The 26,927-nt window shown below is 68.9% G+C and carries 23 protein-coding genes and 1 pseudogene; 12 read left to right on the top strand and 12 right to left on the bottom strand.

From position 1 onward, the window contains the following. The 3 genes and pseudogenes from ABD116_RS19040 to ABD116_RS19030 form a co-directional block, all read right to left on the bottom strand. Window positions 1–1,230, bottom strand: a pseudogene (locus ABD116_RS19040) (ribonuclease E/G); the annotation flags it as partial. Window positions 1,231–1,376: 146 nt separating this feature from the next. After that, window positions 1,377–2,204, bottom strand: coding sequence for a TIGR03936 family radical SAM-associated protein (locus ABD116_RS19035; RefSeq protein WP_343971876.1), 828 nt, complete (start codon window positions 2,202–2,204; stop codon window positions 1,377–1,379). A gap of 47 nt (window positions 2,205–2,251) precedes the next feature. Beyond that, on the bottom strand, window positions 2,252–2,575 hold the full coding sequence (locus ABD116_RS19030) for an ArsR/SmtB family transcription factor (protein ID WP_343971516.1): 324 nt from the start codon (window positions 2,573–2,575) through the stop codon (window positions 2,252–2,254). A gap of 78 nt (window positions 2,576–2,653) precedes the next feature. Here ABD116_RS19030 and ABD116_RS19025 point away from each other — a divergent pair, with 78 nt between their 5' ends. Then, window positions 2,654–3,637 (top strand): quinone oxidoreductase family protein, encoded by a 984-nt coding sequence (locus ABD116_RS19025; RefSeq protein WP_343971513.1) that lies wholly within the window; start codon window positions 2,654–2,656, stop codon window positions 3,635–3,637. A 6-nt stretch (window positions 3,638–3,643) separates the two neighbouring features. On the opposite strand, the gene ABD116_RS19020 is transcribed toward ABD116_RS19025, so the two are convergent. Next, complete coding sequence (locus tag ABD116_RS19020) at window positions 3,644–4,144, bottom strand: anthrone oxygenase family protein (RefSeq protein ID WP_343971510.1); 501 nt, start codon at window positions 4,142–4,144, stop codon at window positions 3,644–3,646. Window positions 4,145–4,181: 37 nt separating this feature from the next. Beyond that, window positions 4,182–6,551 carry a M64 family metallopeptidase gene (locus tag ABD116_RS19015; RefSeq protein ID WP_343971507.1) on the bottom strand — a complete coding sequence of 790 codons (2,370 nt, stop codon included), beginning with the start codon at window positions 6,549–6,551 and terminating at the stop codon, window positions 4,182–4,184. Between the two features lie 175 nt (window positions 6,552–6,726). Between ABD116_RS19015 and ABD116_RS19010 the strand changes: the two genes are divergently transcribed. The 3 genes from ABD116_RS19010 to ABD116_RS19000 all read left to right on the top strand — a co-directional run bounded on the left by ABD116_RS19010 (window position 6,727) and on the right by ABD116_RS19000 (window position 9,555). Then, window positions 6,727–7,530, top strand: a complete 804-nt coding sequence (locus ABD116_RS19010) for a lysophospholipid acyltransferase family protein (protein WP_343971504.1) — start codon at window positions 6,727–6,729, stop codon at window positions 7,528–7,530. A gap of 39 nt (window positions 7,531–7,569) precedes the next feature. Then, window positions 7,570–8,448: a prephenate dehydratase gene (locus ABD116_RS19005; RefSeq protein WP_343971502.1), complete on the top strand. Its 879-nt coding sequence runs from the start codon at window positions 7,570–7,572 to the stop codon at window positions 8,446–8,448. A gap of 123 nt (window positions 8,449–8,571) precedes the next feature. Continuing rightward, on the top strand, window positions 8,572–9,555 hold the full coding sequence (locus tag ABD116_RS19000; protein ID WP_343971500.1) for a GNAT family N-acetyltransferase: 984 nt from the start codon (window positions 8,572–8,574) through the stop codon (window positions 9,553–9,555). On the opposite strand, the gene ABD116_RS18995 is transcribed toward ABD116_RS19000, so the two are convergent. After that, a complete protein-coding gene (locus ABD116_RS18995; RefSeq protein WP_343971498.1) occupies window positions 9,552–10,091 on the bottom strand; it encodes a hypothetical protein in 540 nt (179 codons plus the stop codon). The genes ABD116_RS19000 and ABD116_RS18995 overlap by 4 nt on opposite strands. A gap of 173 nt (window positions 10,092–10,264) precedes the next feature. On the opposite strand from ABD116_RS18995, the gene ABD116_RS18990 reads away from it, so the two are divergent. The 5 genes from ABD116_RS18990 to ABD116_RS18970 all read left to right on the top strand — a co-directional run bounded on the left by ABD116_RS18990 (window position 10,265) and on the right by ABD116_RS18970 (window position 15,932). Then, window positions 10,265–12,370: a DUF8189 domain-containing protein gene (locus ABD116_RS18990; protein WP_343971495.1), complete on the top strand. Its 2,106-nt coding sequence runs from the start codon at window positions 10,265–10,267 to the stop codon at window positions 12,368–12,370. Between the two features lie 56 nt (window positions 12,371–12,426). Continuing rightward, window positions 12,427–12,657 (top strand): hypothetical protein, encoded by a 231-nt coding sequence (locus ABD116_RS18985; protein ID WP_343971492.1) that lies wholly within the window; start codon window positions 12,427–12,429, stop codon window positions 12,655–12,657. Between the two features lies 1 nt (window position 12,658). Beyond that, window positions 12,659–14,005: a M28 family metallopeptidase gene (locus tag ABD116_RS18980; RefSeq protein ID WP_343971489.1), complete on the top strand. Its 1,347-nt coding sequence runs from the start codon at window positions 12,659–12,661 to the stop codon at window positions 14,003–14,005. Further along, complete coding sequence (locus tag ABD116_RS18975; RefSeq protein ID WP_343971486.1) at window positions 14,002–15,381, top strand: HAD-IA family hydrolase; 1,380 nt, start codon at window positions 14,002–14,004, stop codon at window positions 15,379–15,381. Before ABD116_RS18980 ends, ABD116_RS18975 begins: the two co-directional genes overlap by 4 nt. Before the next feature lie 122 nt (window positions 15,382–15,503). Further along, window positions 15,504–15,932, top strand: coding sequence for an SEL1-like repeat protein (locus tag ABD116_RS18970; RefSeq protein WP_343971483.1), 429 nt, complete (start codon window positions 15,504–15,506; stop codon window positions 15,930–15,932). 21 nt (window positions 15,933–15,953) lie between these two features. On the opposite strand, the gene ABD116_RS18965 is transcribed toward ABD116_RS18970, so the two are convergent. The 4 genes from ABD116_RS18965 to pcaD all read right to left on the bottom strand — a co-directional run bounded on the left by ABD116_RS18965 (window position 15,954) and on the right by pcaD (window position 21,521). After that, the gene (locus ABD116_RS18965; RefSeq protein ID WP_343971480.1) at window positions 15,954–17,885 is read right to left on the bottom strand and encodes a TIGR03960 family B12-binding radical SAM protein; all 1,932 of its coding nucleotides are present in this window, start codon (window positions 17,883–17,885) and stop codon (window positions 15,954–15,956) included. Between the two features lie 81 nt (window positions 17,886–17,966). Next, window positions 17,967–18,416 carry a YcxB family protein gene (locus tag ABD116_RS18960; RefSeq protein ID WP_343971477.1) on the bottom strand — a complete coding sequence of 150 codons (450 nt, stop codon included), beginning with the start codon at window positions 18,414–18,416 and terminating at the stop codon, window positions 17,967–17,969. Between the two features lie 60 nt (window positions 18,417–18,476). Continuing rightward, window positions 18,477–20,711 carry a P-loop NTPase fold protein gene (locus ABD116_RS18955; protein ID WP_343971474.1) on the bottom strand — a complete coding sequence of 745 codons (2,235 nt, stop codon included), beginning with the start codon at window positions 20,709–20,711 and terminating at the stop codon, window positions 18,477–18,479. 51 nt (window positions 20,712–20,762) lie between these two features. Next, a complete protein-coding gene (gene pcaD, locus ABD116_RS18950) occupies window positions 20,763–21,521 on the bottom strand; it encodes a 3-oxoadipate enol-lactonase (protein ID WP_343971471.1) in 759 nt (252 codons plus the stop codon). A 35-nt stretch (window positions 21,522–21,556) separates the two neighbouring features. On the opposite strand from pcaD, the gene ABD116_RS18945 reads away from it, so the two are divergent. Then, complete coding sequence (locus tag ABD116_RS18945) at window positions 21,557–22,522, top strand: asparaginase (protein ID WP_343971468.1); 966 nt, start codon at window positions 21,557–21,559, stop codon at window positions 22,520–22,522. 6 nt (window positions 22,523–22,528) lie between these two features. Here the strand turns inward: ABD116_RS18945 and ABD116_RS18940 are convergent, their stop codons facing one another. Next, window positions 22,529–22,939 carry a DUF2000 domain-containing protein gene (locus ABD116_RS18940; RefSeq protein ID WP_343971465.1) on the bottom strand — a complete coding sequence of 137 codons (411 nt, stop codon included), beginning with the start codon at window positions 22,937–22,939 and terminating at the stop codon, window positions 22,529–22,531. Window positions 22,940–23,018: 79 nt separating this feature from the next. Here ABD116_RS18940 and ABD116_RS18935 point away from each other — a divergent pair, with 79 nt between their 5' ends. Together ABD116_RS18935 and ABD116_RS18930 are read left to right on the top strand one after the other, a co-directional pair. Continuing rightward, on the top strand, window positions 23,019–23,477 hold the full coding sequence (locus tag ABD116_RS18935; RefSeq protein ID WP_343971462.1) for an Lrp/AsnC family transcriptional regulator: 459 nt from the start codon (window positions 23,019–23,021) through the stop codon (window positions 23,475–23,477). Window positions 23,478–23,730: 253 nt separating this feature from the next. After that, window positions 23,731–26,109, top strand: coding sequence for a helix-turn-helix transcriptional regulator (locus ABD116_RS18930; RefSeq protein ID WP_343971459.1), 2,379 nt, complete (start codon window positions 23,731–23,733; stop codon window positions 26,107–26,109). Between the two features lie 47 nt (window positions 26,110–26,156). Here the strand turns inward: ABD116_RS18930 and ABD116_RS18925 are convergent, their stop codons facing one another. Further along, window positions 26,157–26,909 carry a hypothetical protein gene (locus tag ABD116_RS18925; protein ID WP_343971456.1) on the bottom strand — a complete coding sequence of 251 codons (753 nt, stop codon included), beginning with the start codon at window positions 26,907–26,909 and terminating at the stop codon, window positions 26,157–26,159. Window positions 26,910–26,927: the final 18 nt, after the last annotated feature.

Below are 26,927 nucleotides of genomic sequence, written 5' to 3'. Positions count from 1 at the left end.
CGACGTACCGGCGCCCTCGGCCTCGTCGTCGGACTCGGCCGACTGGTCGTGGTCCTCGGCGTCCTCGTCCTGCTGGTCCTCGTCGGACTCGTCGCCCTCGTCGGCGCTGTCCTCGGAGTCGGCGTCCCCGGCCTTGCGGCGGCGACGGCCACCGCGGCGACGACGCCGGCGGGTGGTGCTGGGCTGGTCGTCGTCGTTCTCGTCGGCCTCGGCGTCGTGACCCTCGTCGGTCTCGTCGTCGTCGGTGTCCGCGTTGGTGCCACGGGCCTGCTCGAGCACGGGCTCGGCACGGTCGGCGGCGACCTCTTCGGCGTCACGGCTGCGACGGCTCCGGCGACGGCGGGTCGTGGTGGTCTGCTCTTCGGCGACCTCGGGGGTCTGCTCTTCGGCGACCTCGGCCTCGGCGGCCTGAGCGGTCGCGGCAGCCTCGGCCGCACGCTCAGCTGCGGTCGAACGACGGCGGGTACGACGACCGGTGGCCGGCGCCTCCTCCGGGGCTGCTTCCGGCGTGGCTTCCACCGCGCTGGTGGCCGCAGCCTGGGCGGGCACCTCGGTCGGAGCCTGGAACAGTACGGCCGCAGCGGGCGGCGCCCGTCGGCGTGAACGGCGGGCGGGAGCCTCGGCGGCAGCCAGGAGGGCCGCTTCCTTCGCGGCGAGCTCGGCGGCTGCTGCCTCGGCGGCGGCCAGCTCCTCCTCGGTCAGCTGCTCTTCGGGGAGCTCGGCGGCCGCTACCGGGCCGTCGGTGAGCGGGGTGTCCTCGGAGAGGAGGTCGGGCTGGGGTGCCGCGGCCTTCTTGGTGGTGCGCTTGCGGGTGGTGGTCTTCTTCGCGGCGCGCGCCGGAGCGGCGGCCTCGACGGAGGCCGCGTCGGCGGTGGCGTCAGCAGTAGCGCCCGCGGTGGCGTCGGCGCTGTCCGCGTCGGTGTCCAGGAGGCTGTCCTGGGTGGTGCCGCGGGCGGCGGCCTTCTTCGCCGGGCGTTTGGCGGCCGTCTTCTTGACCGTGCGCTTCGCGGCGGTCTTCTTGACCGGCGCGGGGGCCGGGTCGGCGCTCTCGCCATCGTCCTGGGTGCTGACGGCGGCGGCCTCGGCGGGCACGGCGGCGGCCTTCTTGGCCGTGCGCTTGCGCGTCGTGGTCGCCTTCTTGGCGGCCGGTTGTCTGGCAGCACGCTTGGCTGCGGGGGCGGTGGCGGCCACGTCGGCTGCCTGGGTGTCGTTGGGCTCGTTGTCGAGCATGCGGTGCGGGTCTCCTCAAGCCATCCGGCGCACCCTGCGGGCCTCTGTCACAGGTCCGGCGCTGCCAGCTGGCGGTCACGGTTCGCCACTCCCGGGTGCTAATCCGGTGCGGCGGAAGCCTTCTGGATCCGCTCCCTGCAATGCCGTCAGGGCACAGCTGGAGCGGCGGCGTCGCCCTCCGCTACATGCGTCTGGTGGTCGACCGCCTGGCCGGTCGCGGTCGCCTGGGTGGCGTCGCGGTCACGAGCGAGCGGATCGTCCACAGTGCCGGTTGCCGCGATGAGCGGGCCTTGGGCGAGCCTGGTCAGAAGAGCCGGGCCCGTCACCTCAAGCGTCGCTACCTCTAGCACGCCGGCGAGAACGTCGTCGGGTCTCACGGCCGGGGTTCCGAGCCGTAACACCACTTGCAGTATCGCACACGTCTCAACCGTCGCCGGGTCACTACCGACGGTGAGTCGGAGGACGGCTTCCCGGCAGTCAAACGAGCGAAGACCCCGTTTGGTCATGCGCTCGACCAGAATTTCGTCCCGGGCGAGGAACGCGGCGACCGCCGGCTCGGCGTCGGCCGGATCCACGCCAGGCAGCGCGATCAGCCACTCACTGGCCTCCAGCTGGTCGGCCAGGGAGCCCGGTCCGGCGACGACCACCTCGAGCACGTCCAGCCCGGGCGGGAGCGCCTCGTCGAGGGCGGCCCGGACCTGCTCGGGGTCCCGCTCGTGTGTGAGCGAGATCTCCAAGTACTCCGCCTCGGAGGCGGCGCCGGTCGGCGCGGCACCGGCGTACGAGATCTTCGGGTGCGGGCTGAAGCCGTGCGAGAACGCCACCGGCAGCCCGGCGCGGCGGACCGCACGCTCGAAAGCGCGCTGGAAGTCGCGGTGCGAGGTGAATCGCAGCCGCCCGCGCTTGGCGAAGCGGATCCGCAACTTCTGGACCGCGGGAAGCTGCTGGGACGGCGGAGCCTGTACTGGTGCCACGAACGCCATTCTCGCAGCTTCCCCGCCACCGACTCACCTCCGCGGCTTCAAGGACCGGTTTCGGCCTGGAGGACGGTGTCGACGACGCCCGGGAAGCGCGACTGCAGGTCGTCGTAGCGGAGGGTGGTCCAGCGGCGGTTGCCGTCCTCACGCTGGTGGATCACGCCGGCTTCCCGGAGTACGCGGAAGTGGTGGGTGAGGGTCGAGGGCGCGACGGAGACCGGGAAGGTGCCGCAGGCGCGCTCGAGGTCCTCCCGGAGCGTGCGGACGATGGTCAGCCGGGTCGGGTCGGCCAGGGCGTGCAGGACGGCGTACAGGTTCAGGTCGGCTGCCTCGGGGTGGACCAGGGCCGGCCGGCGTGCGTGCGCCATCCAATTTCCTTTCGACGATCGTCGAAAGGAAGTGTAGCTTGGTTTCGATGTACGACGAACGTCGAAAGGAATCCGATGATGCGCGCTCTGCTCTTCGATCAGCCTGCTGCCGATACGAGTACGACCAGGGTGGGTGAGGTTGCGACCCCGGAGCCGGGGCCTGGTGAGGTGGCGATCGACGTCCGGGCGGCTGGGGTGAACTTCATCGACGTGATGGCTCGACGTGGGGACGCCGGGTATGCGACTGGCTGGCCGTTCGTACCAGGGCTGGAGGTTGCGGGGACGGTGCGGTCGCTTGGTGCGGGGGTGAGTGGGCCGGCGGTCGGTACGCCGGTGGCGGCCTTCACTGCGACGGGTGGGTTGGCTGACGTTGCCGTAGTACGGGGTGAGCTTGTTGTGGAGATCCCCGCTGGGTTGTCGTTCGAGCAGGCGGCTGTTGCTCCGGGGACGCTGACTACTGCGGCGTTGCTGCTTGGGCCGACCGGGCGGTTGCGGGAGGGCGACAGTGTGCTCGTCCACTCGGCCGCTGGCGGGGTGGGGCAGGCACTGGCTTCGCTTGCTCGGCTGCACGGCGCTGGGCTGTTGCTGGGGACAGTTGGTGGCGCAGGGCGGGCCGCGGCGGCGGAGAAGGCTGGGTACGACGCAGTGGTCGTCCGTGGCGACGGAATCGTCGACAGGGTTAGGGAATTGACGGATGGGCGGGGTGTCGACCTCATCCTGGATCCGCAGGGGACGGACTGGATCGAGACGGACCTGGAACTGGTCGCGGCCGGTGGGCGGATCGTGCTGTTCGGCAATGCTGGTGGGACTCCCCTGGCGTCGCTGCCTGCGGCCGGGAGGCTGTTCGGTGGGAATGCGGCGATCGGTGGGTTCAGCATCCGGGGGTACGCGGCCAAGGCGCCGTGGATGGTGGCTGAGGCGCTGAGCGAAGTACTGCAGCGGCTCAGCCGTGGTGAGTTGCAGGTCGAGCCGACTGTCGTCGACGGGCTCGAGAATGCTCCGGAAGCCCAGCAGGCGTTGGCGGATGGGCGGGGCGAGGGGAAGTACGTAGTACGGCTGTGAGAACGGTTAGGGCTGGGCGCTGGACTTGCCGGTCAGATACAGCGCCCAGGCGAGCAGGGCGAAGGCAACGGTGTTGAGGACGACGCGGACCAGGTTGAAGGCGCGCCACTTGGACTCGTCGAAGGCGGCGCGGACGGCGGTGACATCGATCGCGTTCGGGTCGCCGGCGGCCTTGATCGCGTCGTTCAGCGGGACGTTGACACTCATCGTGACGATCACGACGATCAGGTAGAGGACGAAGGCGACCGCGATCCACGGGAGCGCCTTCTCCTTCAGGTTCACGATGCCGGCCAGCAGCGTGAAGAACAGCGCGCCGAAGAAGCCGATGCCGAGGAACACCGGGTTGATGATCGCTCGATCGACTGCTTGGAAGGCACCGACGAACGTCTTGTCATCGGTCTTGGCCAGACCGGGCATGAAGGCGTTCGCGTAGATGCCGAACACCCCCGCGACCAGGCCGGTCAGCATCGTCGCGACCAGCAGCGACCCCACTCGCAGTCCGTTCATGACGGCAAGCTACCTGGCCTGGTCTTTCATCGGCCTGTCAGAGGCCGCTGCATTGGCCGGAGCGTGGGCCCGTGACGTGGTTGGGGGCTTGGAGGTTCGACGGGGCTGCTGTGTTGGCGGAGCAGGTGAGCGGGCCGTTGATGGTGTTGCCGGCCAGTGCTACGGGGTCGGCGGTGCTCGAGTTGCGTACGGTCGTCGGGCCGCTGACGGTAGTCGCTACGAGCACTTCGGAGCGGGTGGTGCCGGTTGAGGTGACCGGGCCGCTGACCGTCGTACGGAGCAGGTGGAGGTCTGCTGCGTTGGTGGCGTTGACCGGGCCGGAGATCTTGGTGTCGGTGGCGACGAGGGACGCACCGGGGCGGATGGCGACCGGGCCGTTGATGGTGGCATTGGTGAGACAGGTGACGCCGGAGGTGACCGTCAGGGGGCCGTTGCGGGTGCCGGTGATGGTCGTCGTACAGGCCGGCGTGGGGCGGAGGAGGGTGACCGCGAAGCTTTGCGGGGTGGCGATGTTGCCGGGGGCATCGATCGCGCGGTACTCGATCCGGTGGCGGCCGTAGCCGGACGGGACGTCGTCCCAGGGGACTACTCGCGGGGTGCCGAGTTTGCCGTAGACGAGTTGGTCGATCTCGGTGCCTTCGGCGGTGAACTTGAACGGGGCGTTGGCGTCGGTCGGCCAGCCGTAGTAGTTGTACCAACCGTCGCCGTCGGTGCGGAACTCCGGTACTACGTAGCCGTCGGTGTCGTCTGTCGCCTTCAGGGCCATGGTGAAGGCGTCGTTGTAGATGTACTCCGGGCCGGTGGGTTTGGTGATCTTGAGGAGGGGCTTCGACAGGGTGGGGGTCACTGTCGGCTCTACTCCGTCGATCTGCCAGGTCAGTTCGCTGGCGCCTGCACGGGCGGTGAGGGTGTGGGTGCCGGTCAGGTTGAGCGGCGCCAGCTCGAAGTCACGGTCGTTGCCGGGGTTGGCTACCACTTGGCCGTCAACCCGCCATTCCACCGTTGGTTGCTCGGTGTCTGACTGGGTCGTCTCCACATAAACCACCTCATCCGCATTCACCGGGTGCTCGGTGGAGGTGGAGGTGGAGGTGGAGGTGGAGGTGGTGAAGGTTGACTGAGGGGCGGCGGCCACCTCGGCGGTGGCCGGGTCGGCCTGAGCCGCCGGCGGTAGGCCGAAGCCTGCCTCGTTGGTGGGGGTGACGGTCCAGGTGCGGGTTGCTGTGAGGGCGGTGGAGGCTCTTACTGCTGGGTCTCGGACGAAATCGGTGGGGTCGACGATCTTTGCGGTGAGGGTGTGGGATCCGGGGGTTAGGGAGAGGGAGCTCAGGTCTACGTAGCGTCGGTTGTTGGTGGGGAGGGTTGTGCTGTCGAGGGTCCAGGTGACTGTCAACTCGTGGGTGGCGGGGTGGAGGGTTTGTAGCCAGACGGACTGGGTGGGGGTCACTTGGCCGGGTGGGGTGCTGGACTGGATGAGGGTGGCTCTGGAGGAGATTCGCTGGGTCATTCGTTCTCGGGAGACCTGGTCGAAGTAGTAGCCGAGGACCTTCATCATGGAGTGTTTCGAGGGGCGCCAGATGCCGCTTCCGGCGTACATGCCGGCTTCGTAGCGGGCGATGGGGCCGCCTGACTCGGACGGCTCGCCCAGCCAGCGGAACCACTTCTTCTGCTGAGCGAGCATTTGTTGTTCGGTGAGCAGGGTGTGGTGGATCGAGGACGGTTCGGGGCCTTCGTAGGGGGCGCCTCGGTCGCCTCTCGCGTAGTAGTCGTATTCGTCTTGGAGGCCGCCCAGGGAGTGGCCCAGTTCATGCGGGGTGATGAGGGCGGAGAGTGCGTTGCCGCCGGAGGCGGTCGCATAGGTGCCGCCTGCGCCGCCGTAGGTGTTGCTGTTGCCGATGGCAAGGATTTGGCGGTTGGCGGGCGTGGTGCCGGGAACCAGGTCGGCGTACTGCGCTGCCGCGGTCGCGCTGACCGTGAGCAGCCGCTGGACCGAGCCGGGGTTGCAGCCGCCCCAGAAGCCCATCTGGAGCGGGGTGTCGACCTTGGGTGAGTCGAGGCCGGGGTCGCAGTCGACGCCGCTCTCGGGTGAGGCGATCTCGACGGCGTACACGTTCACGTAGTTGCGGTACGTCTTGAACGGCTCGATGCTCCAGAGCACGTTCAGGTGCTTGTCCACCTGCTCCCGGAACTTCGGCAGGTCCGCTGCCGTGTACCCGTCCCCCATCACCACCAGGTTGAACCGTGACGACGCCGGCCCGGTCACCTGGAGCGGCACCACCTTCGGCGCCGGCACGGCATCGGCCGCGGCGGACGTAGTACCGGCTGATGCGGCCAGTGGCACACCGGCCATCGCTGTCGCGGCTACTGCCAGTACTGCGGTCAGGCGCGACTTACTGAAACCAGTCCTCACGAGGCGGTCCTCCCCTGGTGTGGCGGCTCCTGGGCGAGGCCGCCGTGAGAAGCCTACGAAGGCGACGGCGGAGTTGTCAGCGGCTTCCGCGCGCCGAACTTGCCAGTAGGCAGGAGCGGCCCGGGGCCCGGTACGGCATCATGAGGGCTCGGGGAAACGTGAGGAAAGGACATCGATGACGGAACCGGCACAGTCGCCGCGGTTCGAGCCGGAGCCTGAGCGCCCGGTCGACGACGCCGGTGACGGCGATGGCAAGGGCATCTACTGGGTGCTGAAGAACGTCGTGGTCGGCCCGCCGGTCAAGCGCATCTTCCGCCCGAAGGTGGAGGGCGCCGAGAACATCCCGGACGTCGGTCCGGCGATCATCGCGAGCAACCACCTGTCCTACGCGGACTGGATCTTCATGCCGCTGGTACTGCGCCGCCGGGTCACCTTCGTCGCCAAGTCCGACTACTTCACCGGCGCCGGGATCAAGGGCCGGTTCCAGCGCGGCTTCTTCAAGGGCACCGGCCAGGTCCCCATCGACCGGTCCGGCGGCTCGGCGTCCGAGGGCGCGATCAAGGCCGGCCTGAAGGTGCTGGAGCGCGGCGACCTGTTCGGCATCTACCCCGAGGGCACCCGCTCCCACGACGGCAAGCTCTACAAGGGCCGCACCGGCGTCGCCCGGCTCGCGCTCGAGGCGAAGGTCCCGGTGATTCCGTGCGGCGTGATCGGCACCGACGTGGTCGCCCCGCCCGGCAAGGTGGTCGCCTCGTTCGCCTCCCCGACGGTCAAGTTCGGCGAGCCGCTGGACTTCTCCCGGTACGACGGGATGGAGGGAGACCGGCTGATCCTGCGCGCCGTCACCGACGAGATCATGTACAAGATCATGGAGCTGTCCGGCCAGGAGTACGTCGACATGTACGCCACCAAGGCCAAGTCGCTGGAGGGCCGGGCGACCACCGGCGCCCCCAAGAAAGTCCGCAAGTCGGACACCTGAGTCAAGGGGTGAGACAGGGTGGCACTAGGCTGGGAAACCGTGGACGGACCGATCGCGTACCAGGGTGAGCCAGGAGCCAATTCGGCGATGGCGTGCACCGAGATGTTTCCCGGCCGCGAACAGCTGCCCTGTACGACCTTCGAGGACGCCCTCGAGGCGGTGAACACCGGCCGCGCCGGACTCGCGATGATCCCGGTCGACAACTCGATCGCCGGCCGGGTGGCCGACATCCACCACCTGCTGCCGGACTCCGGGCTGCACATCATCGGCGAGTTCTTCCTGCCGATCCACTTCCAGCTGATGGCCGTCCCGGGGGCCACGCTGGAGTCGATCAAGACGGTCCGCAGCCACGTCCACGCGCTCGGCCAGTGCCGCAAGATCATCCGCGAGCACGGCTGGTCGACCGTCGTCGCCGACGACACCGCCGGCGCGGCCCGCGAGGTCTCCGAGCTGAACGACAGAGGCGTCGCCGCCCTGTCACCGGTCGCCGCGGCCGGGCTCTACGGGCTCGACATCCTGGCTGAGGACGTCGAGGACGAGCACCACAACACGACCCGCTTCCTGGTCCTGTCCCGCGAGCCGCACGTCCCGGCGGTCGGCTCCGGACCGACGATCACGAGCTTCGTCTACCGGGTCCGCAACGTGCCCGCCGCCCTCTACAAGGCGATGGGCGGCTTCGCGACCAACGGCGTCAACATGACCAAGCTGGAGAGCTACCAGCTCGGCGGCTCGTTCTTCGCCACCCAGTTCTACGCCGACGTCGAGGGCCACCCCGAGGACCCGCACGTCGCCCTCGCGCTGGAGGAGCTCGCCTTCTTCTCGGTCGAGGTCCGGATCCTGGGCGTCTACCCCGCCCACCCCTTCCGCGAGCAGATCGCCGAGCCGGCCGCCAACCGCACCCTCCGCCCGCACCACTGACCTTCCGTGTCCCGAGCGACAGGACATAGTCGCTGTGAGGGATCGGCGTCCCGCCTGAGGGTCGAGCTCGACGGTCGATTTAATCGACTATGTCCTGTCGCTCGGGACGCCTAAGGTCGCTGGGTGGAACTTGTTGAGGTGGATGGCCAGGACGCTGAGGTTTTCGAGCGGTTCTACAACCTCCGGGACGCCGTACGCCGGGAAGCCGAGTTCCCGTCAGGTCTCGGACTGGAAGAGGCCCGGGTCCTGATGGCCGACCAGCACTCCGACATGCGGGCCGACGGGCTTGCCCTGGTCGACGGCGACAAGTGGCTGGGGATCGCCTGGCTCGACTGGTGGCTGCAGGAGAACACGCATCTCGTCGAGGTGGAGATCGCGGTCGCCGCGGCGTACCGGCGTACGGGCGTCGGAAGCCGCCTGCTGGAGGCCGTGATCGAGCGGGCCAGGCAGGACGACCGCCGACTGCTCGCCGGCATGATCCTGGGCGACGCGGAGACTGGGGAGAGCGCCGGTACCGCGTTCGCCGCCAAGCACGGGTTCGTCCGCAAGCTCGTTGAGTTGCACCAGGTGCTCGAGTTGCCGCTCTCGGAGGAGCGGCTGGCCGACCTCGACCAGCCGGTCGACGGGTACGAGATCGTGCAGTGGCGTGAGCACACGCCGGACGAGTGGGTCGAGCAGTTCGCCGAAGCGCTGAGCGCGATGTCTGTCGACGTCCCGACCGGAGAGCTCGATCAGGAGCCGGCCCGGTGGACGCCGGAGCGGCTGCGGGAGGCCGAGGCGCGCAGGCTCAAGCAAGGGCGCTTCTGCCACACCACTGTCGCCGTCGACAAGGACGGTCAGCTGGCGGCGTACACGCAGATGGGTGGCGGGACCGGCGATCCCGGGCGCCTCTACCAGTGGGACACGTTCGTCCGACCAGAACATCGCGGCCGACGGCTGGGGCTGGCCGTGAAGGTCCCCAACTTCCGGTCGCTGCAGGCCGGACTGGACCGTCCGGCCGTGCTGCACACCTGGAACGCGATCACGAACGCCCCGATGATCGCCGTCAACGTGCATCTCGGCTTCCGGCCGGTCGCCCAGCGGACCGACTGGGAGCTGGAGATCTAGAGGAACATCCAGTACGGGTAGCGCGCGGCGAGCGTGGCGCGGTGGTCCTGCCAGTCGGCTGAGCGGCGGGCTGGATCGAGTGGGTCGGCGTAGCCACCGTGGAGGCGGTAGCCCCAGGTGAAGGCGGCGACCGGCTCGACGGCGCGGGTATGGATCACGTCGGGCACGATCACCAGGAAGGTGTCCGCTCGCCAGACGCCGTCGGGGTCCTCCGGGTGCGCGGGGGCGTCGAAGAAGGTCGGCAGGAAACCGTACGCGGACAGTGGACTGGCGTCGGCGGTGAAGGCCGGCGCATCCACCGTGACGACGCCGGACCGCGTGACGAGCTGGATCCAGCCCATGATCGCGTTGATGCCCTGGCCGTGGTAGCGCAGGGTCGCGGTACAGATCGGGAAGTTGCGGTAGGACTCCGCGTCCAGGCCCGGTACGACGAGTTGGTGACCCGAGGCGTAAGGGTCGTCGTTGGCCAGCACGCGGATGTTGATCAGTCCGCGTTGGCCGCGGACCTCGAACGGAACGGACAGCTCTCGTCTCATTCACCCCTCCTGACGCCATTCTCCAACGTGCGCAAGGGAAAAGGTGAAATTGACTACCGGGGCTCATGCTCTTGTGCACCTGCGGTAGCGGGAGCACGCTGAAAAAGAGCAGCGTCTTGGGGGGCAGCCTGTTCGTTCTTCTTTCCTTGCCCCCGCACGTACTAGGGGGAGAGATGCCGAGAAAGGCCAACGGGAGAGCGGACAAGAACGAACGGGGCGCCGGGGATCAGATGCCCGGTGGAATGATGGAGACCGTCGGCGGTGCTGGTGCCGCGCCTGGGATGGGGCGCGATGCTCAGACGCCGAGCCGGCGGCAGTGTGGCGTGATGGATGTGCACCGGCGGTTGCTGTCGACGTCGGCGGAGTACGTCGCGGCGCGTTCCTACCTGGAGAACGCGACCACGCAGTACGTCGCGTCGCAGCAGCGGTTCAGCGGTGTCGCGCACATCCCCGTGGTGGTGCATGTCGTCTGGAACACGGCCGCGCAGAACATCTCGCAGGCCCAGATCGACAGCCAGATCGAGGTCCTGAACCGGGACTTCCGGGCGACCAACACCGACGTCGGCATCGTGCCGGCCCCGTTCACCGGGCTGGTCGCCGACGCCCGGATCGAGTTCGCGCTGGCCACGACGGACCCGAACGGCAACCCGACGACGGGTGTCACCCGGACCCAGACGACGCGCACCGGCTTCACGACCGACGACGCGATCAAGTCGTCGGCGACCGGTGGCATCGATCCCTGGCCGGCCGACAAGTACCTGAACATCTGGGTCGGCCAGCTCGGTGGCGGCCTGCTCGGCTACGCCCAGTTCCCGGGCGGCCCGGCCGAGACCGACGGCGTGGTCATCCTGCACAGCGGGTTCGGCACGAACGGTACGGCGGCAGCGCCGTTCGATCTCGGCCGGACGACGACCCACGAGATCGGCCACTACCTCAACCTGTTCCACATCTGGGGCGACGACGGCACCGGCTGCAGCGGCAGCGACGAGGTGGCCGACACCCCCAACCAGGGCGGCCCGAACTTCGGCGTACCGACGTTCCCGAAGCTGTCCTGCAGCAACGGGCCGAACGGCGACCTGTTCGTGAACTACATGGACTACACCGACGACCGCGGCATGGTGATGTTCACCAACGACCAGGTCGCCCGGATGGCGGCCTGCCTGGACACCGTACGGACGGATCTCAACCAGGGTTCGAGCTCCACCAGCGCACTGCCGACTCCCGCCGGGCCGGTCGTGTCGTGGGACGACAACCGGATCGACGCGTTCGTGCTCGGCACCGACCGGGCGACGTACCACAAGTGGTGGGACGGGGCCGCCTGGGGACCGTCCGTGAACGGCTACGAGTACCTGGGTGGTGTGTGCATGAGTGCTCCTGAAGTGGCGTCCTGGGGGCCGAACCGGCTCGACGCCTTCGTCCTCGGAACCGACCACGGGCTCTACCACAAGTGGTGGGACGGGACCGCCTGGGGACCGTCGGAGACGGGCTACGAGGCGCTCGGCGGCGTCTGCATGAGCCCGCCGCGAGTTGCCACCTGGGCGGAGAACCGGCTCGACGTCTTCGTGCTCGGGACCGACCGCGCGCTCTACCACAAGTGGTGGGACGGGGCTCAGTGGAACGACTACGAGTACCTCGGCGGGATCTGCATGAGCCCGCCCGAAGTAGTTGCCTGGGGCCCCGATCGGCTGGACGTCTTCGTGCTCGGCACGGACAACGCCGTCTGGCACAAGTGGTGGGACGGCACCGCGTGGGGTGGCTTCGAGTCGCTCGGTGGCGTCTGCGCCTCTCCCCCGACCGCGGTGGCCTGGGGCCCGAACCGGCTCGACCTGTTCGTCATCGGCACCGACTCCGCGCTCTACCACAAGTGGTACGACGGTACGTCGTGGTCGGCGGACTGGGAGAACCTCGGCGGCATCTGCACGAGCGCGCCGACCGTCGTCTCGTGGGCCGCGAACCGGCTCGACGTGTTCGTCCTGGGGACCGACTCCGCGCTGTACCACCAGTGGTGGGACGGTACGTCGTGGTCCGGGTTCGAGTCGCTCGGCGGCATCTGCACCGAGGAGCCGCGAGTGACGTCGTGGGGACCGGATCGGCTGGACGTCTTCGTCGTCGGCACGGACGGCGGGATATACCACAAGTGGTGGGACGGAACCGCCTGGGGACCGTCCATCACCGGGTACGAAGCGCTCGGCGGCGTGATCAGCGACTTCAAGCTGGATCAGCCGGCGCCGGACCAGTTGCCCAACGGCGCCTCTGCCGAGCAGGCGGTGCTGAACTGAACACCTCGCGGTTGGTCGGGCGGTGGACGCACTCCTTCGAGGAGGACCACGACGGAGTGACCGTCTACCGCCGCGACGACTTCGCCTTCCCGCCGGCTCGCGGCCGGCGGGGGGTGGAGTTCCATGCCGACGGCAGTTTCACCGACTGGCTGATCGGCCGTGGCGACGCTCCGGAGGGGCATGCCGGGCGCTGGTCGGCGGGCGGCGAGATCAGCCGTAGTACAGGCTCCGCCGGGTCGATCGTCGCCGCGACACCGGATCGGCTGGAGATTCGCTGGAAGGAGTGAGATGACCGGTTCGCCTGTTCGGTACCTGGTGGTGCCGACCGAGGACGCGGCCGACGGCGCCAAGTCGGCCCGGTTCGGCGACAAGACGATCCTGTGGGGACCCGCCGATCAGAAGCTCGGCCGGGCCTCTCGTACCGCGCCCGGTTTGGTCCTCGTGACGCAGGTCGGCCGGAGCTTCCAGGACGAGTTTCCCGACGTCACTCCGCTGCTCGATCACGGTCGCCACCTGGTGATCTCGGCCGCCGACAAGCCCCGGCGACGGCGCTCCAACCATTGCTGGCGAGTGGAGGCGTTGAAGGCCGGTACGACGGTTGTCGACGTCCCGGCGCGGATGGCCCGGCGCGCTGACCCGGTGGTTGCGGGGCTGGTCGGTGAGGTGGCGCCGGCGTCGTACCAGGCTGATCTGACCTGGCTGGCCTCGCTGCCGACCCGGCATTCGCTGAGTGCGTCCTTCACGACCGCGGTGGAGTTCGCGGCGGCCCGGATGGTTGCCCTCGGCTACAGCGTCACGCGGGTGCCGATCACTGTGGGAGCTGGGCATTCGGAGAACCTGATCGGTGATCGCGCCGGGTCGGGAGCCGGCACGCGCGGGCTGGTCGTGATCACCGCGCACCTCGATTCGATCAACCTCGCGGGCGGCCCGGGCGGTAGTGCGCCCGGGGCCGACGACAACGGGAGCGGGTCGGCCGGCGTACTGGAGCTCGGGCGGCTGATCGCGAGCCGGGAGTGGGAGCACGACGTCCGGCTGATCCTCTTCGGTGGCGAGGAAGAGGGGCTGTTCGGGAGCAAGCAGTACGTCGCTGCGCTGCCGCCGGCCGAGCGGTCGCGGATTCGCGCGGTGCTCAACATGGACATGATCGCGTCGAAGAACACAGCTGCGCCGACCGTCCTGCTCGAGGGCGCGCCGGTGTCGTCGGGGCAGATGGACGACCTGGCCGCGGCGGCTGCGACGTACACGGGGCTGAAGGTCGAGACGTCGCTGAATCCGTTCGCCAGTGATCATGTGCCGTTCATCAACGCCGGGGTGCCTGCGGTGCTGACGATCGAGGGCGCGGACAGTGCGAACGGGCACATCCATTCGGCGAACGACAAGCTCGAGTTCCTCGACTGGGCGCTGGCGAGCGAGATCCTGCGGATGAACATCGCGGCGCTGGCCGGCTGGCTCGGCCTGGTCGGAGCGGCTGAGGCGCCCCGCCCGCAACCGGCCGGGTCAGCCGTGTCCTGGGGTCCTGGCCGGCTCGACATCTTCGTGCGGGGGACGGATTCGGCCCTCCACCACCTCTACTGGGACGGCGGCACCTGGCACGACTTCGAGTCGTTGGGAGGTGTCATAGGGTCTTCAGGGTGACGGACCTTGACTGGAACGGTTGCCTGAACACTCGTGATCTGGCTGGGTTTTCGACCCGGTACGGCGGGGTGACGCGGGGCGGGACGATGATCCGGACCGACTCCCCCGACAAGCTCGACGCCGCCGGGCGGGCCGCGTTGCGTGGCGTCGGGGCCGGCTTGGTGCTCGACCTGCGCTCGGACTGGGAGATGACGCGGACACATCCGCTGGAGGGCGTAGCGGAGTACCGGCGGATTCCGTGGATCGATCCGGTCCGGGACAAGGAACGCGTACCGGCGGACGAACCACTGCTGGGCGACATCTATCGCGGCAGTCTCGATCGCAACCAGGGGCAGATCGGTGCTGCTTTGCGGGCTGTTGCTTCGGCGCCGGAGGATCGGCCGGTCGTCGTGCACTGCAAGTCGGGCAAGGACCGGACCGGGTTGCTGGTCGCGTTGCTGCTCGACCTGATCGGTGTGCCGCGGGACCAGATCGTGGCCGACTACGTGGTCAGTGAGGTGCGGCTCGGGGTGCTCGAACGGGCCGCCGGGTTGCCGGCTGAGGAGCGGGAGCGTGCGCTGTTGCTGTCGCGGACGTTGCCCGAGACGATCACCGCCGCTCTTGATCATGTGGACGAGCGGTACGGCGGGGTGCGGAGCTACCTGGAGCTGTGCGGGCTGACCGCTGGGGAGCTTCATCGGCTGGCGATGCGGCTGGTGGGGTCGCCGGTCGAGGCGGTGGTGTTCGACTTCGACGGACTGCTGATGGACACCGAGACGACGCTGGTGAAGAGCTGGCAGTTCGAATGGGCCCAGCACGGTCTCGAGCTCGAACTGGCCGACGACTTCTGGCCGGGGCACGGCGGGGATACGAAGGACGCCCGGTACGCGCAGCTGGCTGCCCTGGTGCCGGACTTCGATCGCGAGGTGAGTCAGGCGCGGCGTACGGCGTACCGCGACAGCCTGCACGAAGACCTCGACTTCCGGCCGGGCATCCGCGACTGGTTGCTGGAGGCCCGTGAGCTCGGGCTGAGGCCCGCGATCGCCAGCAGTTCGGAGCGCTCGTGGGTGATCGGGCACCTGGAGCGGGTCGGCGCCCTCGACCTCTTCGATGTCATTGCCGCAGGCGACGAGGTGGACGGCCACAAGCCGGACCCGGCGGTCTACCTGCTCGCCCTGGAACGACTGGGTCTGTCCGGTAGCGCGACCGCAGCGGTCGAGGACACTCCGCACGGCGTCGAGGCGGCCACCGCCGCGGGCATGGCAACGATCGCAATCCCCAACCCGTACGTGCGGGCCGCCGCGCTGAGTGCCGCCGACCTGACCCTGGGCAGTGCCGGCGAGCTGACCCTCAGCGACGCGTTGCTTGCCGCATCGCGGCGGAATGCGGGCGTTTGAACCCTTCGTTTGAAGGGGTCGCGGCGCGCGGAAGAGGAGGTGCTGGACCTGCGGGTCGGTTACCTTGGGCCTAGGTAGGACCGCTGGGGGGCGGGCGCGGGGCTGGGGAGAGGGGACCTGCGATGACGCTGTTTCTGTTCGCCGCCGCTGCGGGCTTCACCCTGGCCGCGGTCATCACCGACAACTTGGCGATGCTCTATGTCGGCATCGGGATCTGGGTTGTCGGGGCCTTCTCCGCGCTCTGGTTGTGGTTCTGGCCGCGCCGCAAGGGATTCCGTACGCCGGAAGCCGCCCGCGCCGCCGCCGAGGCGGGCAACCCGCGCGCGATCCGGGCCTTGGCGATGGATGCCTTGAGCATTGGTGACGACGCCCGGGCCGAGCGGTTGCTGCTGGTCGCGATCGACCACGGCGACGTCGACTCGATGTGGGAGCTGGGCCGGCTCATCGAGCAGCGCGATGGAATCGATGCCAGCGAACCGTGGTACCGGATGGCCGCGGACAACGGTCACTTCGCGGCCCGGCGCTATCTCAAGCGCCGCGACCCCGCGTAACCGTCAGACCACAGACAGCTCTCAGACCACCGAGAGCGGCAACAGTTTCTTGCCGGTGGGGCCGATCTGGATCTCGGTGTTCATCTGCGGGCAGACGCCGCAGTCGAAGCACGGCGTCCAGCGGCAGTCCTCGACCTCGATCGCGCCGTCCTCCTCGAGCGCGTCCTGCCAGTCCTCCCACAGCCAGTCGCGGTCCAGCCCGGAGTCCAGGTGGTCCCACGGCAGCACCTCGGCGTACTCGCGCTCACGCGTGGTGTACCAGGCGAGGTCGACCGGGGTGCCGGCCAGCGCCTTCTCGGTGGCGGCGATCCAGCGCTCGTACGAGAAGTGCTCGCTCCAGCCGTCGAACCGGCCGCCGTCGCGCCAGACCTGCTCGATGATCCGGCCGACCCGGCGGTCGCCGCGCGAGAGCAGGCCCTCGATGATGCCCGGTTTGCCGTCGTGGTACCGGAAACCGATCGCCTTGGCGTACTTCTTGTCCGAGCGGATCGCCGCGTTCAGCTTGGCCAGCCGGGCGTCGGTCTCCTCGACGCCGAGCTGCGCGGCCCACTGGAACGGGGTGTGCGGCTTCGGCACGAACCCGCCGATCGACACCGTGCAGCGGATGTCGTTGCGGCCGGACACCTGCCGGCCGGTCGCGATCACCCGCTTGGCCAGGTCGGCGATCGCCAGCACGTCCTCGTCGGTCTCGGTCGGCAGGCCGCACATGAAGTACAGCTTCACCTGCCGCCAGCCGTGGCTGTACGCCGCCGCGACGGTCCGGATCAGGTCGTCCTCGGTGACCATCTTGTTGATCACCTTGCGCAGCCGCTCCGATCCACCCTCGGGGGCGAAGGTCAGACCGCTGCGCCGGCCGTTGCGGGAGAACTCGTTGGCCAGCGTGATGTTGAAGGCGTCGACCCTTGTCGAGGGCAACGACAGCGAGACGTTGCTGCCCTCGTACCGGTCGCCCAGGCCCTTCGCGACCTCGGCGATCTCGGTGTGGTCGGCCGACGACAGGCTGAGCAGCCCGACCTCCTCGAAGCCGGTCTGCTTCAGGCCGTTCTCGACCATGTCGCCGATCGTGGTGATGCTGCGCTCGCGGACCGGGCGGGTGATCATCCCGGCCTGGCAGAACCGGCAGCCCCGGGTGCAGCCGCGGAAGATCTCCACCGAGAAGCGCTCGTGGACGGTCTCGGCGAGCGGTACCAGCGGCTTCTTCGGGTACGGCCAGGCGTCCAGGTCCATCACGGTGTGCTTGGCGGTCCGGTACGGGACGCCGGGACGGTTCGGGGCGATCCGCTTGATCCGCCCGTCGTCGAGGTAGTCGACGGTGAAGAACTTGGGGATGTAGACGCCGCCGGTGGAGGCGAGCCGGTGCAGCACCTCGTCGCGACCGCCCGGGCTGCCCTCGTCCTTCCACTCCCGGATCACGTCGGAGATGGCGAGCACGATCTCCTCGCCGTCGCCGAGCACCGCCGCGTCGATGAAGTCGCCGATCGGCTCCGGGTTGAACGCCGCGTGCCCGCCGGCCAGCACGATCGGGTCCTCGTCGGTGCGGTCCACGGCGTACAGCGGGATCCCGGCCAGGTCGAGCGCGGTCAGCATGTTGGTGTAGCCGAGCTCGGTGGAGAACGAGATCCCGAACACGTCGAAGGCCCGGACCGGGCGGTGGCTGTCGAGCGTGAACTGCGGGATCGCGTTGTCCCGCATCACCTGCTCCATGTCCGGCCAGACCGAGTAGGTCCGCTCCGCGAGGGTGTGCTCGCGCTCGTTCAGCACCTCGTACAGGATCTGCACGCCCTGGTTCGGCAGGCCGACCTCGTAGGCGTCCGGATACATCAACGCCCAGCGCACGCTGGCCGACTCCCAGTCCTTGCTGACGGAGTTCAGCTCACCGCCGACGTACTGGATCGGCTTCTGCACGGTAGGCAGCAACGCTTCCAGGCGGGGAAACAAGGACTCAACAGTCATCACAGAACTTCCCACTCGACGCATCCATACCACCCACCAGCCTAACGCCGGTACGCCCGGGCACCCTCATCGCGCCTGGCCTCAGGCGCGAACCAGCCCGTTGGCAGCGATGAACGCACGCCATTCCGCATCCTGCTCCGGGCTGAAGCCGGCCGTGGGAACGGTCGACGCTCCAGCGCCGACGAAGCGGAAGTTCCACTGGCCGGAAGCCTCCCGAAGCGACTTCACGGCGCTCCAGGTGTACTGGAGGTCGGTGATCGCGGTCACGATCCGCAGCCCCTCGTCCGTCATCGTGTAGGTATAGACCGATCCGTACTTCCTGGCGACCAGGTGTCTGATGACCCCCAACAGCTCCGGATACCCGATGAAGATCAGCCCTAGGACATTGATGGCGCCATCGTCGACCACCAGTCCCCAGATCAGGTAGCCGACCCCGGCGGCTCTGAACGCCCAGCCGACCCAGCGCATCTGCAGCCGGGTGTTCCGTAGCCGGCGACCCAGTGTCACCTGGACCGGCACAGCAATGTTCATCGAGTCTCCTCGCCCCCGCCGCCGATCTGGGCAGCTGGCGGAGCATACCGGGCGCCGGGCTCAGCGGAGCGGGGTTTCGGTCAGGAACTCGGGGGTGAGGGCTGCTTCGACCTTGTTTTCTTCGCCGGCGTTTCCGTGGACGACGTCGTGGAGTTCCGGGTCGGCGAAGAGGGGGCGGAGGTCGGGCGGGATGGTGGTGGGTGGGTCGGGCGTACCGACGTACTGGAGGTGTTCGGGGTACCGGGCGAGGTGGCCGGCGAGTTTGGGCCAGCGGAGGGTGAGGATGGTCCAGAGCGCGGTTTGCTGCTCCTGGAGGTGGTTGTCGGCCAGGTTCACCTCTTGGAGCGTCTCGATGCCCCGGGCGATGCCGTAGGCGTTGACCAGGCGCTTCATGGCGCGCGGGTTCTGGTCGCGGCCGAGGAGCCGCTGGAACGGTTCCAGGGTGTGCTGGTTCTGTTGCTGGGCGCGTTCGCCGACCATCTCGATGGCGAGGGTCTCCAGCCGGGCCTGCTCGTCGGCGGGCGTCCGGCCCGGGTTCGCCAGTACTTCCGCCCGCACCTCCTCGCTCGTCTTGCCGGCGAGCTCGCGGCCGGCATCGGCGCGCGCCCGCTTCAGCTCCTGCTCGCCGGGCACGTTCGCCGACCGGAGGATCCGGCCCCAGAAGTCGTTCAGCCGCTTGCCCGCCTGCGGCAGTCCGGTGGAGATCTGGAACGTCTTCTCCAGGAAGAGATAGCCGACCGGCCGGCCAGGCCCTCCCCCGGCGCTGACGAACTCGGCGTACTCCTTGGCGTAACTGTCCGCGAGCCAGTCCCGGTCCGCGGCGATCACGTACGTCACCGGTACGTCGCGGAACAGCGTCTGGATGCCCTCGAGCAACTCGACGACGTACGGGCCCTTGCAGCGGTCGAGGTCGTCGATCATCACCACGACGTCGTGGTGGATCCACTTGGTGAGGTCGGCCAGGTGATCCTGCACCGTCCGCATCGGGTCGCTGGTGTTGGCCATGAAGCGTCTGGCGCCCCGCGCGGAGGTGGTGAAGACCCAGCGGCCCATCGTGTGCAGGAGGCCCCAGACGGTGAGCGCCGGGGTGATGATGGCGGCGGCGGTGACCACGTAGTCCTTGACCGTGTCAGGCGAGAACAGCTTCTCGTTGCCGGCAGCACCGAACCAGCCGGCCCGCCAGGCCCAGGTGACGGCTCCCGCGACGAGCAGGAGGGCGAGGTAGCCCGGCCAGCCACCCTTCGAGCGCCAGAGTCGCTCCCGGAGCCAGAGCCACGCGGCCCTCGGCTTGTCGAACTTCCAGAGTTCGCGGACGGCACCGGCGTACAGGGCGGTCATCAGCCACCACCAGGGCGGCTCGATCCGCTGATGCCGCCAGGCGTTGAACTCGACCACGACACAACGCTTCTCGCCGGCCCGCTTGTCGACCTTCCGCAGCTCGTCGGCGAGGAAGTTGAGCACAGACGTCTTGCCCGCACCCCAGGGCGCATGCAGATGCACGATGAACGCCCCACCCCGCGGTACGTCCGCCTGCGCACTGTTCTTCGCCTCCTCCTTCCGCGCATCCCGAATCCGCCGAGCCAACACCCTCGCAAACCCCTGCCGCCCCAACTCATCAATCCGCGCCGGCCCATCCGTATGCGTCGGCACCAACTCCTCCCGCCGCCCAGCGCGAGCGCTCTCGACGAAGCCCGTTGCTGAGGCGTTGTCATCGGCCGCGGTTGGTGCGCCTTCGCCCGTTACTGCGGTGCTGCTGCTGGTGGGCGGTTCCGGCGAGACTGTGCTGCTCAGGCTCAGCTTGCGGAGACGGTCGTAGATCTTCGGGTCGAGGACATAGACACGCGGCACCAGGCTGGGACGGGCAGCGCCGTACCCGGTGGCGATCGAGTACAGCGAGTCCTCCGGGCTCAGACCACCCGCACCACTGCCAAGCAGCGGGAAAGCGGTGTCGACAGGGCGATCAGGTGCACCGAGGCGAACGGCGAACTCGCCGACGTGATGCACCGCATCGATCACGGTCTGCGTTGTCGAGCCACTGTCCGCCACCACCGCCGCGAGCAGGATCGCCTGACGACTGTCCGGAGGCGAGACCTCGACGACCTGACCCGGATCGAAGACCTCGACCGGCCGCGAGATCCGGAGCGCGTCCAACCGGTCCACGAATTCCGGCGCCATGCTGCCGGTGGTGCTGCAGGGCACGACCAGCACCCGTGCCCCGCTCTCGAAGAGATCACCGAGGAAGATCTCGACCCGGTGCCCGTCGACGGTAACGACCATCTGCTGCTGCTCAGCCATGCACCCCTCCCGGTCAGCAGGTTAGTGGGGTGCGGCGGCTACGGACAGTGGTCAGGTGAGGTGGGTGAGGAGGAGTTGGTTGATCTGGTCGGGGTGGGAGTAGGTGACCAGGTGGGCGGCGGACTCGAGGATCTCCAGGTGGGCGCCGGGGATCTGCATGGCCAGCGGGATCACCGTCTCGGGCGGGATGGAGGCGTCGGACTCGGCGGTGACCAGGAGGACGGGGGCGGTGATGTCTCCGAGTCCCGGGCGGAGGTCCATGGCGCCGAGCGCTTCGCAGCAGGAGGCATAGCCCTCGGGCGAGGTGGTGAGGAGTTGCTGGCGGATCGCGTCGACGGCTGCCGGTTGCGCATCGGCGTACTCGGGAAGGAACCACCGGCTGAGCGTCGCCTCGGTGATCGCCTTGGTGCCTTCGGCGCGGACCTGCGCGGCGCGGTCGGTCCACATCTGGGCGCCTGCGGCCGGGTACGCCGGCGGGCACAGCAGCGCGAAGCGGTGGAACCGGTCGGGCGCGTTCTCGGCGAGCCAGAGGCCGACCGCGCCGCCGAGCGAGATGCCGACGTACGACGCCCGCTCGATCAGCAACTCGTTGAGCAACTCGACCACGTCGCCACCGAGGTCCTCGATCGTGTACGGACCGTCGGGCGCCTCGGAGTCCCCGTGCCCGCGATGGTCGAACGCGATCACCCGGAACCGCTGCGACAGGACGTCGAGCTGCGGCGCCCACATCGCGTGCGTAGTACCGAGCGACGAGCCGAGCAACAGCACAGGCGCGTCATCAGGACCGGTCGTCTCGTAGTTGAGTCGCATGGAGTCCACATTACGAACGTTGCTAGCGTCGGGCCATGATCAAGGGTGTTCCCGGGCTGGGAAATGTGGTCGAGCTGGCCGAGGTGGTGCGGAGCGGGTTCGTGGAAAGCCGGCACTTCGGGCTGGCGGTAGCGCTGGATCCGGACGGCAAGGCTCTGTATGCGGCCGGGGACGTCGACGGTCTTGTACTCCCGCGGTCGACCGCGAAGCCGCTGCAAGCAGTCGGCTGCATCGTCGCCGGCGCGGAGCTGGTTGGCGAGGAGGTGGCGATCGGAGCCGGCAGCCATACCGGCGAGGACCGTCATGTCGCGGTGGTGGATCGCCTGCTGGCGTCGGCCGGCCTTGATCGCGACGCGCTGCGTTGTCCGCCGGACCGGCCCGAAGACGAGCCGACCCGCTTCCGGTTGATTGCCGAAGGCATCGAACCGTCGCCGGTCCGGATGAACTGCTCCGGCAAACACGCCGCGATGCTGCTGGCGACCGTCGCCCAAGGCAACGACCCCGCCAGCTACCTCGATCCGCAGTCACCGGTACAGCGCACGATCACCGCCGAGATCGAACGCCTCACCGACTCCTCCACCGGCATCCTCACCACCGACGGCTGCGGCACTCCCCTGCTCGGCATGCCGTTGTCCGGCCTGGCCCTCGCCTTCAGCCGCCTGGCAACAGCCCCACCCGGTACGCCGGAAGGCCGGGTCGCGGCCGCCATGCGCCAGCACCCAGACTTCGTCGGCGGCGCAGGCCACCAGAACACCGAGGTGATGCGCCTACTGCCCGGCATCATCGCCAAGGGCGGCGCCGAGGGCGTAATAGCCATGGCCACCCCCGACGGCCACGCAGTAGCCGTCAAAGTCATCGACGGCAACCCCCGAGCCACCACAGCCCTGGCCCTGACCCTGCTGTCCAAGTGCGGCGTCGACACCACCCCAGCTGCCAACCTGATCAGCCTGCCCGTACTGGGCGGAGGCCAACCGGTCGGCGAGATCCGCCCAACCCTGTAGCGGCGACTAGCGGTAGAGGGGGAGAGCGCCTGTTAGCGAGTCGACTGCGGGGCGGGGGCCGTGGATTGCCAGGGCCGTGTAGTGCAGGTCGTCGGGCTTGGTGCCGGACATCGTGGCTGCATACTGGTCGTAGGTCCGGGATCCTTGGGCTACCTGGTTGACGTCGTGGACCGCTACCTCGGGGTGAGCGGCCGCTGCGGCGCGGAGTTCGGTCAGGCGCGCAGGGTCCGCCTTGAGGACGGGGATCGGGTGGGCGCACATACCGGGATGCGGGTTACCTGCGGCGTCTTGCGCCTCCGTGCCGACCAGGTCGGGTATATGCGAGCCGACACCGACTCCGACCAGGGCCGCTGCGTTGAGTGCTACTCCGATGGGTGCGTCTGCGTCGATCACGACGACTAACTTGTTCGCCAGCACCCGACCGACGTTAGCCGCTTGAACGGCTGGCGGACGGTGGTACCGAACGATGTTCGGCAGGTCTGCGAAAATGGCGGCTATGGACGAACTTGATACGGCGCTGCTGCGGATGCTGCAGAACGACGCGCGCCGGACCAACCGGGAGATGGCGGCCGAGCTGGGGATCGCGCCGTCGACCTGTCTGGAGCGGATCAGAGGGTTGCGCGACCGCGGCGTGATCAGCGGGTACCACGCGGAGGTCGACCTGCAGGCGATCGACCGCTCCACCCAGGCGATCATCTCGATCAAACTCCGCCCGCAGGCGATGGCGACGGCCACCACCTTCCAGACCTACGTCCAGAAACTTCCGCAGACGCTGGCGATGTTCATGGTCTCCGGCGCCTCCGACTTCCTCGCCCACGTGGCCGTCAAGGATACCCAGGCGCTCCGCGACCTCGTCCTCGACCTCGCCAAGCGCCAGGAGATCGCCGACATCCGCAGCTCCGTCGTCTTCGAACACCACCGCCGGACGACGGTCCTGCCGCTGCCGGAGCGCTGAAGAGCGCCACCCCAGGCTCCCAGCCGGAGTGACGCTCCCCCGATCGGTCAGCGGGCGACGCACGGATCCACATCGCCAGGCGGGTAGAGCCGCCTCAGGTGACTCGGGTGGTCCTGGTGTTCATGGGGTCTCCCTTCGTCAGATGGCCCGTTCAGACTCGCGGATCGGACGGCCGGGAGGCGACCGTAGTAGTACTTAGATCGGTACGTAGACGGGATTCGATTACCGGCCGTCGAGCGTGTAGAACCTGAGGGTGAGCACTGGGGAGGTACCGGTCGAACTCACCTCGTTCGTCGGCCGCGAGGAGCAGATCCGGGCTGGGCTGGTCCGCCTGGAGGCTGCCAACCCGCTGACTCTGGTCGGCCCGGGTGGGGTCGGCAAGACCCGGCTGGCCGGGCGGCTCGCGCAGGCCGCGCAGAAGGCAGATCCCCGGCTGCGGGTGCACTGGTGCACGCTGATCGGCGTACCGGATGGCGCCGACGCGGTGACGGTCGAGCGGACGGTGGCCAAGTCGCTCGGCGTCGAGATCGTCACCGAACGGTCGGCGCGGAGCATGCTGCTGGACCACCTCGGTGAGGAGGCCGGCTCGGGACCGGTGCTGCTGGTGCTCGACAACTGCGAGCACGTGGCCGCACCGGTGGGGTCACTGGTCAGTGCGATCCTCGCGGAGGTCTCCGGCGTACAGGTGCTCGCCACCAGTCGCGAGGCGCTCGGGTGCGCCGGTGAGCAACTCTTCGCGGTACCTCCGCTGACCTGTCTGTCCGATGCGCCGGAAGGGTCGCGGTACGAGGCGCTCGACCTGCTGACCGAGCGGGCCGCAGCAGTGGGCATCAGCATCGGCCCTGCTGACCACACGACCGCTGCGTTGCTTTGCCAGCGCCTCGACGGCTTGCCGCTGGCGATCGAGCTGGCGGCCGCGGGGCTGCGTAGCCAGTCACTGCGCGAGATCCTCGCCCGGTTGGACGGCGGGCCGGGCGATGAGCGGTTCAGCCTGCTCACCCGCGGGCCACGGCATGGGGCGCATCCGATGCACCACAGCATGCAGGCCGCGGTGGACTGGAGCTACCGGCTCTGCGACGACGCCGAGAAGAGCTTGTGGGCAAGGCTTTCCGTCTTCGAGAACGGCTGGGACCTGGCAGCCGCCCAAGCGGTCGGCGCCGGGCCGGATCTGCCCGCGGCGCAGGTCCTCGACGTCCTCACCGAGTTGGTCGGCAAGTCGGTCGTGACTGCCGACACCAGTGGTCCGTCGACCCGGTACCGGATGCTGGAGACGCTGCGGCAGTACGGCGTCGCGCGGGCCGAGGAGAGCGGCGAGACCGAGAGCTTGCGCCGTCGGCATCGCGATCACTTCCTCGAAGTCTCCCGGCAGGCGGCTGTCGATTGGTACGGACCTCGCGAGGTCGAGTGGCTCTCGCGCACCAGTCGCGACCTGGCGAACTTCCGCGCTGCCCTCGCCTGGAGCAGCTCGATCGCCGGCGAGGAGGCCGCCGGACTGGAGATCGCGGTCGGCCTGGCCCGGCTGCGACTGCAGTTCTACCTCGGCAACTCGGGCGAGACGATCGACTGGCTGCGGACCGGCCTGGCTGCGACGAAGGCGGCGGAAGCACCCGAGCTCCGCCTGTGGGCAGTGGTGATGACCGGTCTGACCGCCCTGTGCCAAGGCGATCTGAGCACTGCGGAGGCAATGGCCGACCAGGGACGGGACGAGGCCGGCGACGATGGACTCAGTGCGGCGCTGATGGCTCTCCTGCTGGGCCTGCATGCGTTTTTCGCGCTCGGAGATCCGGCCTCGATCGCGGTACTGCGCGCTGCCGCCACCGGCTTCGAGAGCGCCGGTGCGCAGTACCGGGGTGAGCGTGCGATGGCGCTCATGTTCGCGGGGATGGCCGCCGACTGGTACGGGCCGGCCAGCGAAGCCGTCGAGCTCTCCCAGCAGTACGCCGACGAGACGCTGGCGGACGGCGCCGAATGGGCTCACGGCTGGTCCCTGCTGGTGTCCGGGCTCGCGCTGATCTGGCACGTCGACGCGCTCAGCCTGCCCCCGATCAAGCGAGCGCGGCAGCAATCGGGCGATCACTGGGGCCTGATGTACCTGACCCATCTCGTCGCCTGGGCTGCGGCCGAGGTGATCAAGCAGCGCCCCGAACCGAGCGCCGACGCCGACCACGCCGACGCGATCCGGGCAGCTCGTGCGCTCGGTGGCGCGAGCCGGCTCCGGGAGCGCTATCGGGTGGCGATCGCCACCCTGCCACCGTTTCGGGATGCCAACGCCGAGGCCGAGCGGGTGGCGACCGGTGTGCTCGGCGCCGACGGCTTCAGGACGGCGTACCGGTTCGGCAACGCGCTGCACTACGACGAGATCGACGCCCTCGCGACGAACGAGGTAGTCGGCTCGCCGGACGGGCACGACAACGGCTGTGCGGCGCCGACGCCCTGGTCCGATCTGACGTCGGCCGAGAAGCACGTTGCCCAGCTGGCCGCGCAGGGATTGTCCGACGCCCAGATCGCCCGCCGGCGGGTCTGCTCGGTACGAACCGTCGAGAAGCACCTCGAAAACGTCCGCCGCAAACTGCTGATCGAGTCGAGGACAGAGATTTCTCGCTGGGTCCCACCCGGACTCTTGAACCCGTAAGACCGAAGCCGATCGGCTGGTCGGGTAGCTGGGCGGGTCGGGGTGGGTCAGCTGCCGGTTTTGCTGAGGGTGGTGCGGGCCTTCTCGACGGCCGCCTCGGTGGCGCCGTCGAGTTCGCCTGGTTGGCCGGCCAGGACGCCGACGGCGAGGACGACATCGCCGATGCCGGTGACGGCCGCGTCGAACTCGAGGCCTTCCTTCGGCCCACTGACGCCGGTCAGTTTGAAGGCGAAGGGCTCGTCGCCGAACTGCGGCGCGGGGATCTCGACGACCTCCATCTGTGTGGAGCCCGCGCCGTCCATCCGCATCGTCACCTTCTTGCAGGACGCAACGGCATCCTGGTACGACGTCTGCAGTTCGCGGACCGCCTTCGACGTGCTCATCGAGTCCAGCGAGAAGTCGATGTACGGCCCTTCCTGGCTGCCCGAGAACGAGCGATGCACGCTCCGCTTGGAGCCGGGCGCCTCGTCCGCGTTCAGCAACTTGACCAGCGGCTTGCACTTGCTGGTCGGCGCGGAGAACGGGTTGCTGCCGTCGTCGGCCGGGTCGTCCTTCTCCTCGGAGAAGCCGCTCGGCAGCTCCTTCAGCTCGAGAAGCGCCTTGGTGAGTTCGGTTTTCGAGCGTTTGACCGGACCGGTCTCGGTCGGCTGATCGGTCGGCGCACTCTGCGTGGGAGTCGCGGTGACCGAGGGTGCCGAGGTGGGGCCGGACGACCCGTTGGGCTTGTCCTCACCACAGGCGGCGAGCGACAACGAGACAGCAGCGGCAACGGCGAGCGGGAACGACGACGCGAGCTTCATGACCCATCCAGAACCGTC

Source organism: Kribbella koreensis (genome assembly GCF_039525325.1).
GTDB classification, from domain to species: domain Bacteria; phylum Actinomycetota; class Actinomycetes; order Propionibacteriales; family Kribbellaceae; genus Kribbella; species Kribbella koreensis.
Note: the sequence above shows the minus strand (reverse complement) of the source record. Positions and strands in the feature narration are given on the sequence as shown.

What these genes read in the sequence shown, in the direction of transcription:
- ABD116_RS19030 (WP_343971516.1), bottom strand. Translation starts at nt 2,575, where the DNA reads ATGGCGCACGCACGCCGGCCGGCCCTGGTCCACCCCGAGGCAGCCGAC.
- ABD116_RS19025 (WP_343971513.1), top strand. Translation starts at nt 2,654, where the DNA reads ATGCGCGCTCTGCTCTTCGATCAGCCTGCTGCCGATACGAGTACGACC.
- ABD116_RS19020 (WP_343971510.1), bottom strand. Translation starts at nt 4,144, where the DNA reads ATGAACGGACTGCGAGTGGGGTCGCTGCTGGTCGCGACGATGCTGACC.
- ABD116_RS19010 (WP_343971504.1), top strand. Translation starts at nt 6,727, where the DNA reads ATGACGGAACCGGCACAGTCGCCGCGGTTCGAGCCGGAGCCTGAGCGC.
- ABD116_RS18995 (WP_343971498.1), bottom strand. Translation starts at nt 10,091, where the DNA reads ATGAGACGAGAGCTGTCCGTTCCGTTCGAGGTCCGCGGCCAACGCGGA.
- ABD116_RS18990 (WP_343971495.1), top strand. Translation starts at nt 10,265, where the DNA reads ATGCCGAGAAAGGCCAACGGGAGAGCGGACAAGAACGAACGGGGCGCC.
- ABD116_RS18980 (WP_343971489.1), top strand. Translation starts at nt 12,659, where the DNA reads ATGACCGGTTCGCCTGTTCGGTACCTGGTGGTGCCGACCGAGGACGCG.
- ABD116_RS18970 (WP_343971483.1), top strand. Translation starts at nt 15,504, where the DNA reads ATGACGCTGTTTCTGTTCGCCGCCGCTGCGGGCTTCACCCTGGCCGCG.
- ABD116_RS18965 (WP_343971480.1), bottom strand. Translation starts at nt 17,885, where the DNA reads ATGACTGTTGAGTCCTTGTTTCCCCGCCTGGAAGCGTTGCTGCCTACC.
- ABD116_RS18960 (WP_343971477.1), bottom strand. Translation starts at nt 18,416, where the DNA reads ATGAACATTGCTGTGCCGGTCCAGGTGACACTGGGTCGCCGGCTACGG.
- ABD116_RS18955 (WP_343971474.1), bottom strand. Translation starts at nt 20,711, where the DNA reads ATGGCTGAGCAGCAGCAGATGGTCGTTACCGTCGACGGGCACCGGGTC.
- pcaD (WP_343971471.1), bottom strand. Translation starts at nt 21,521, where the DNA reads ATGCGACTCAACTACGAGACGACCGGTCCTGATGACGCGCCTGTGCTG.
- ABD116_RS18945 (WP_343971468.1), top strand. Translation starts at nt 21,557, where the DNA reads ATGATCAAGGGTGTTCCCGGGCTGGGAAATGTGGTCGAGCTGGCCGAG.
- ABD116_RS18935 (WP_343971462.1), top strand. Translation starts at nt 23,019, where the DNA reads ATGGACGAACTTGATACGGCGCTGCTGCGGATGCTGCAGAACGACGCG.
- ABD116_RS18925 (WP_343971456.1), bottom strand. Translation starts at nt 26,909, where the DNA reads ATGAAGCTCGCGTCGTCGTTCCCGCTCGCCGTTGCCGCTGCTGTCTCG.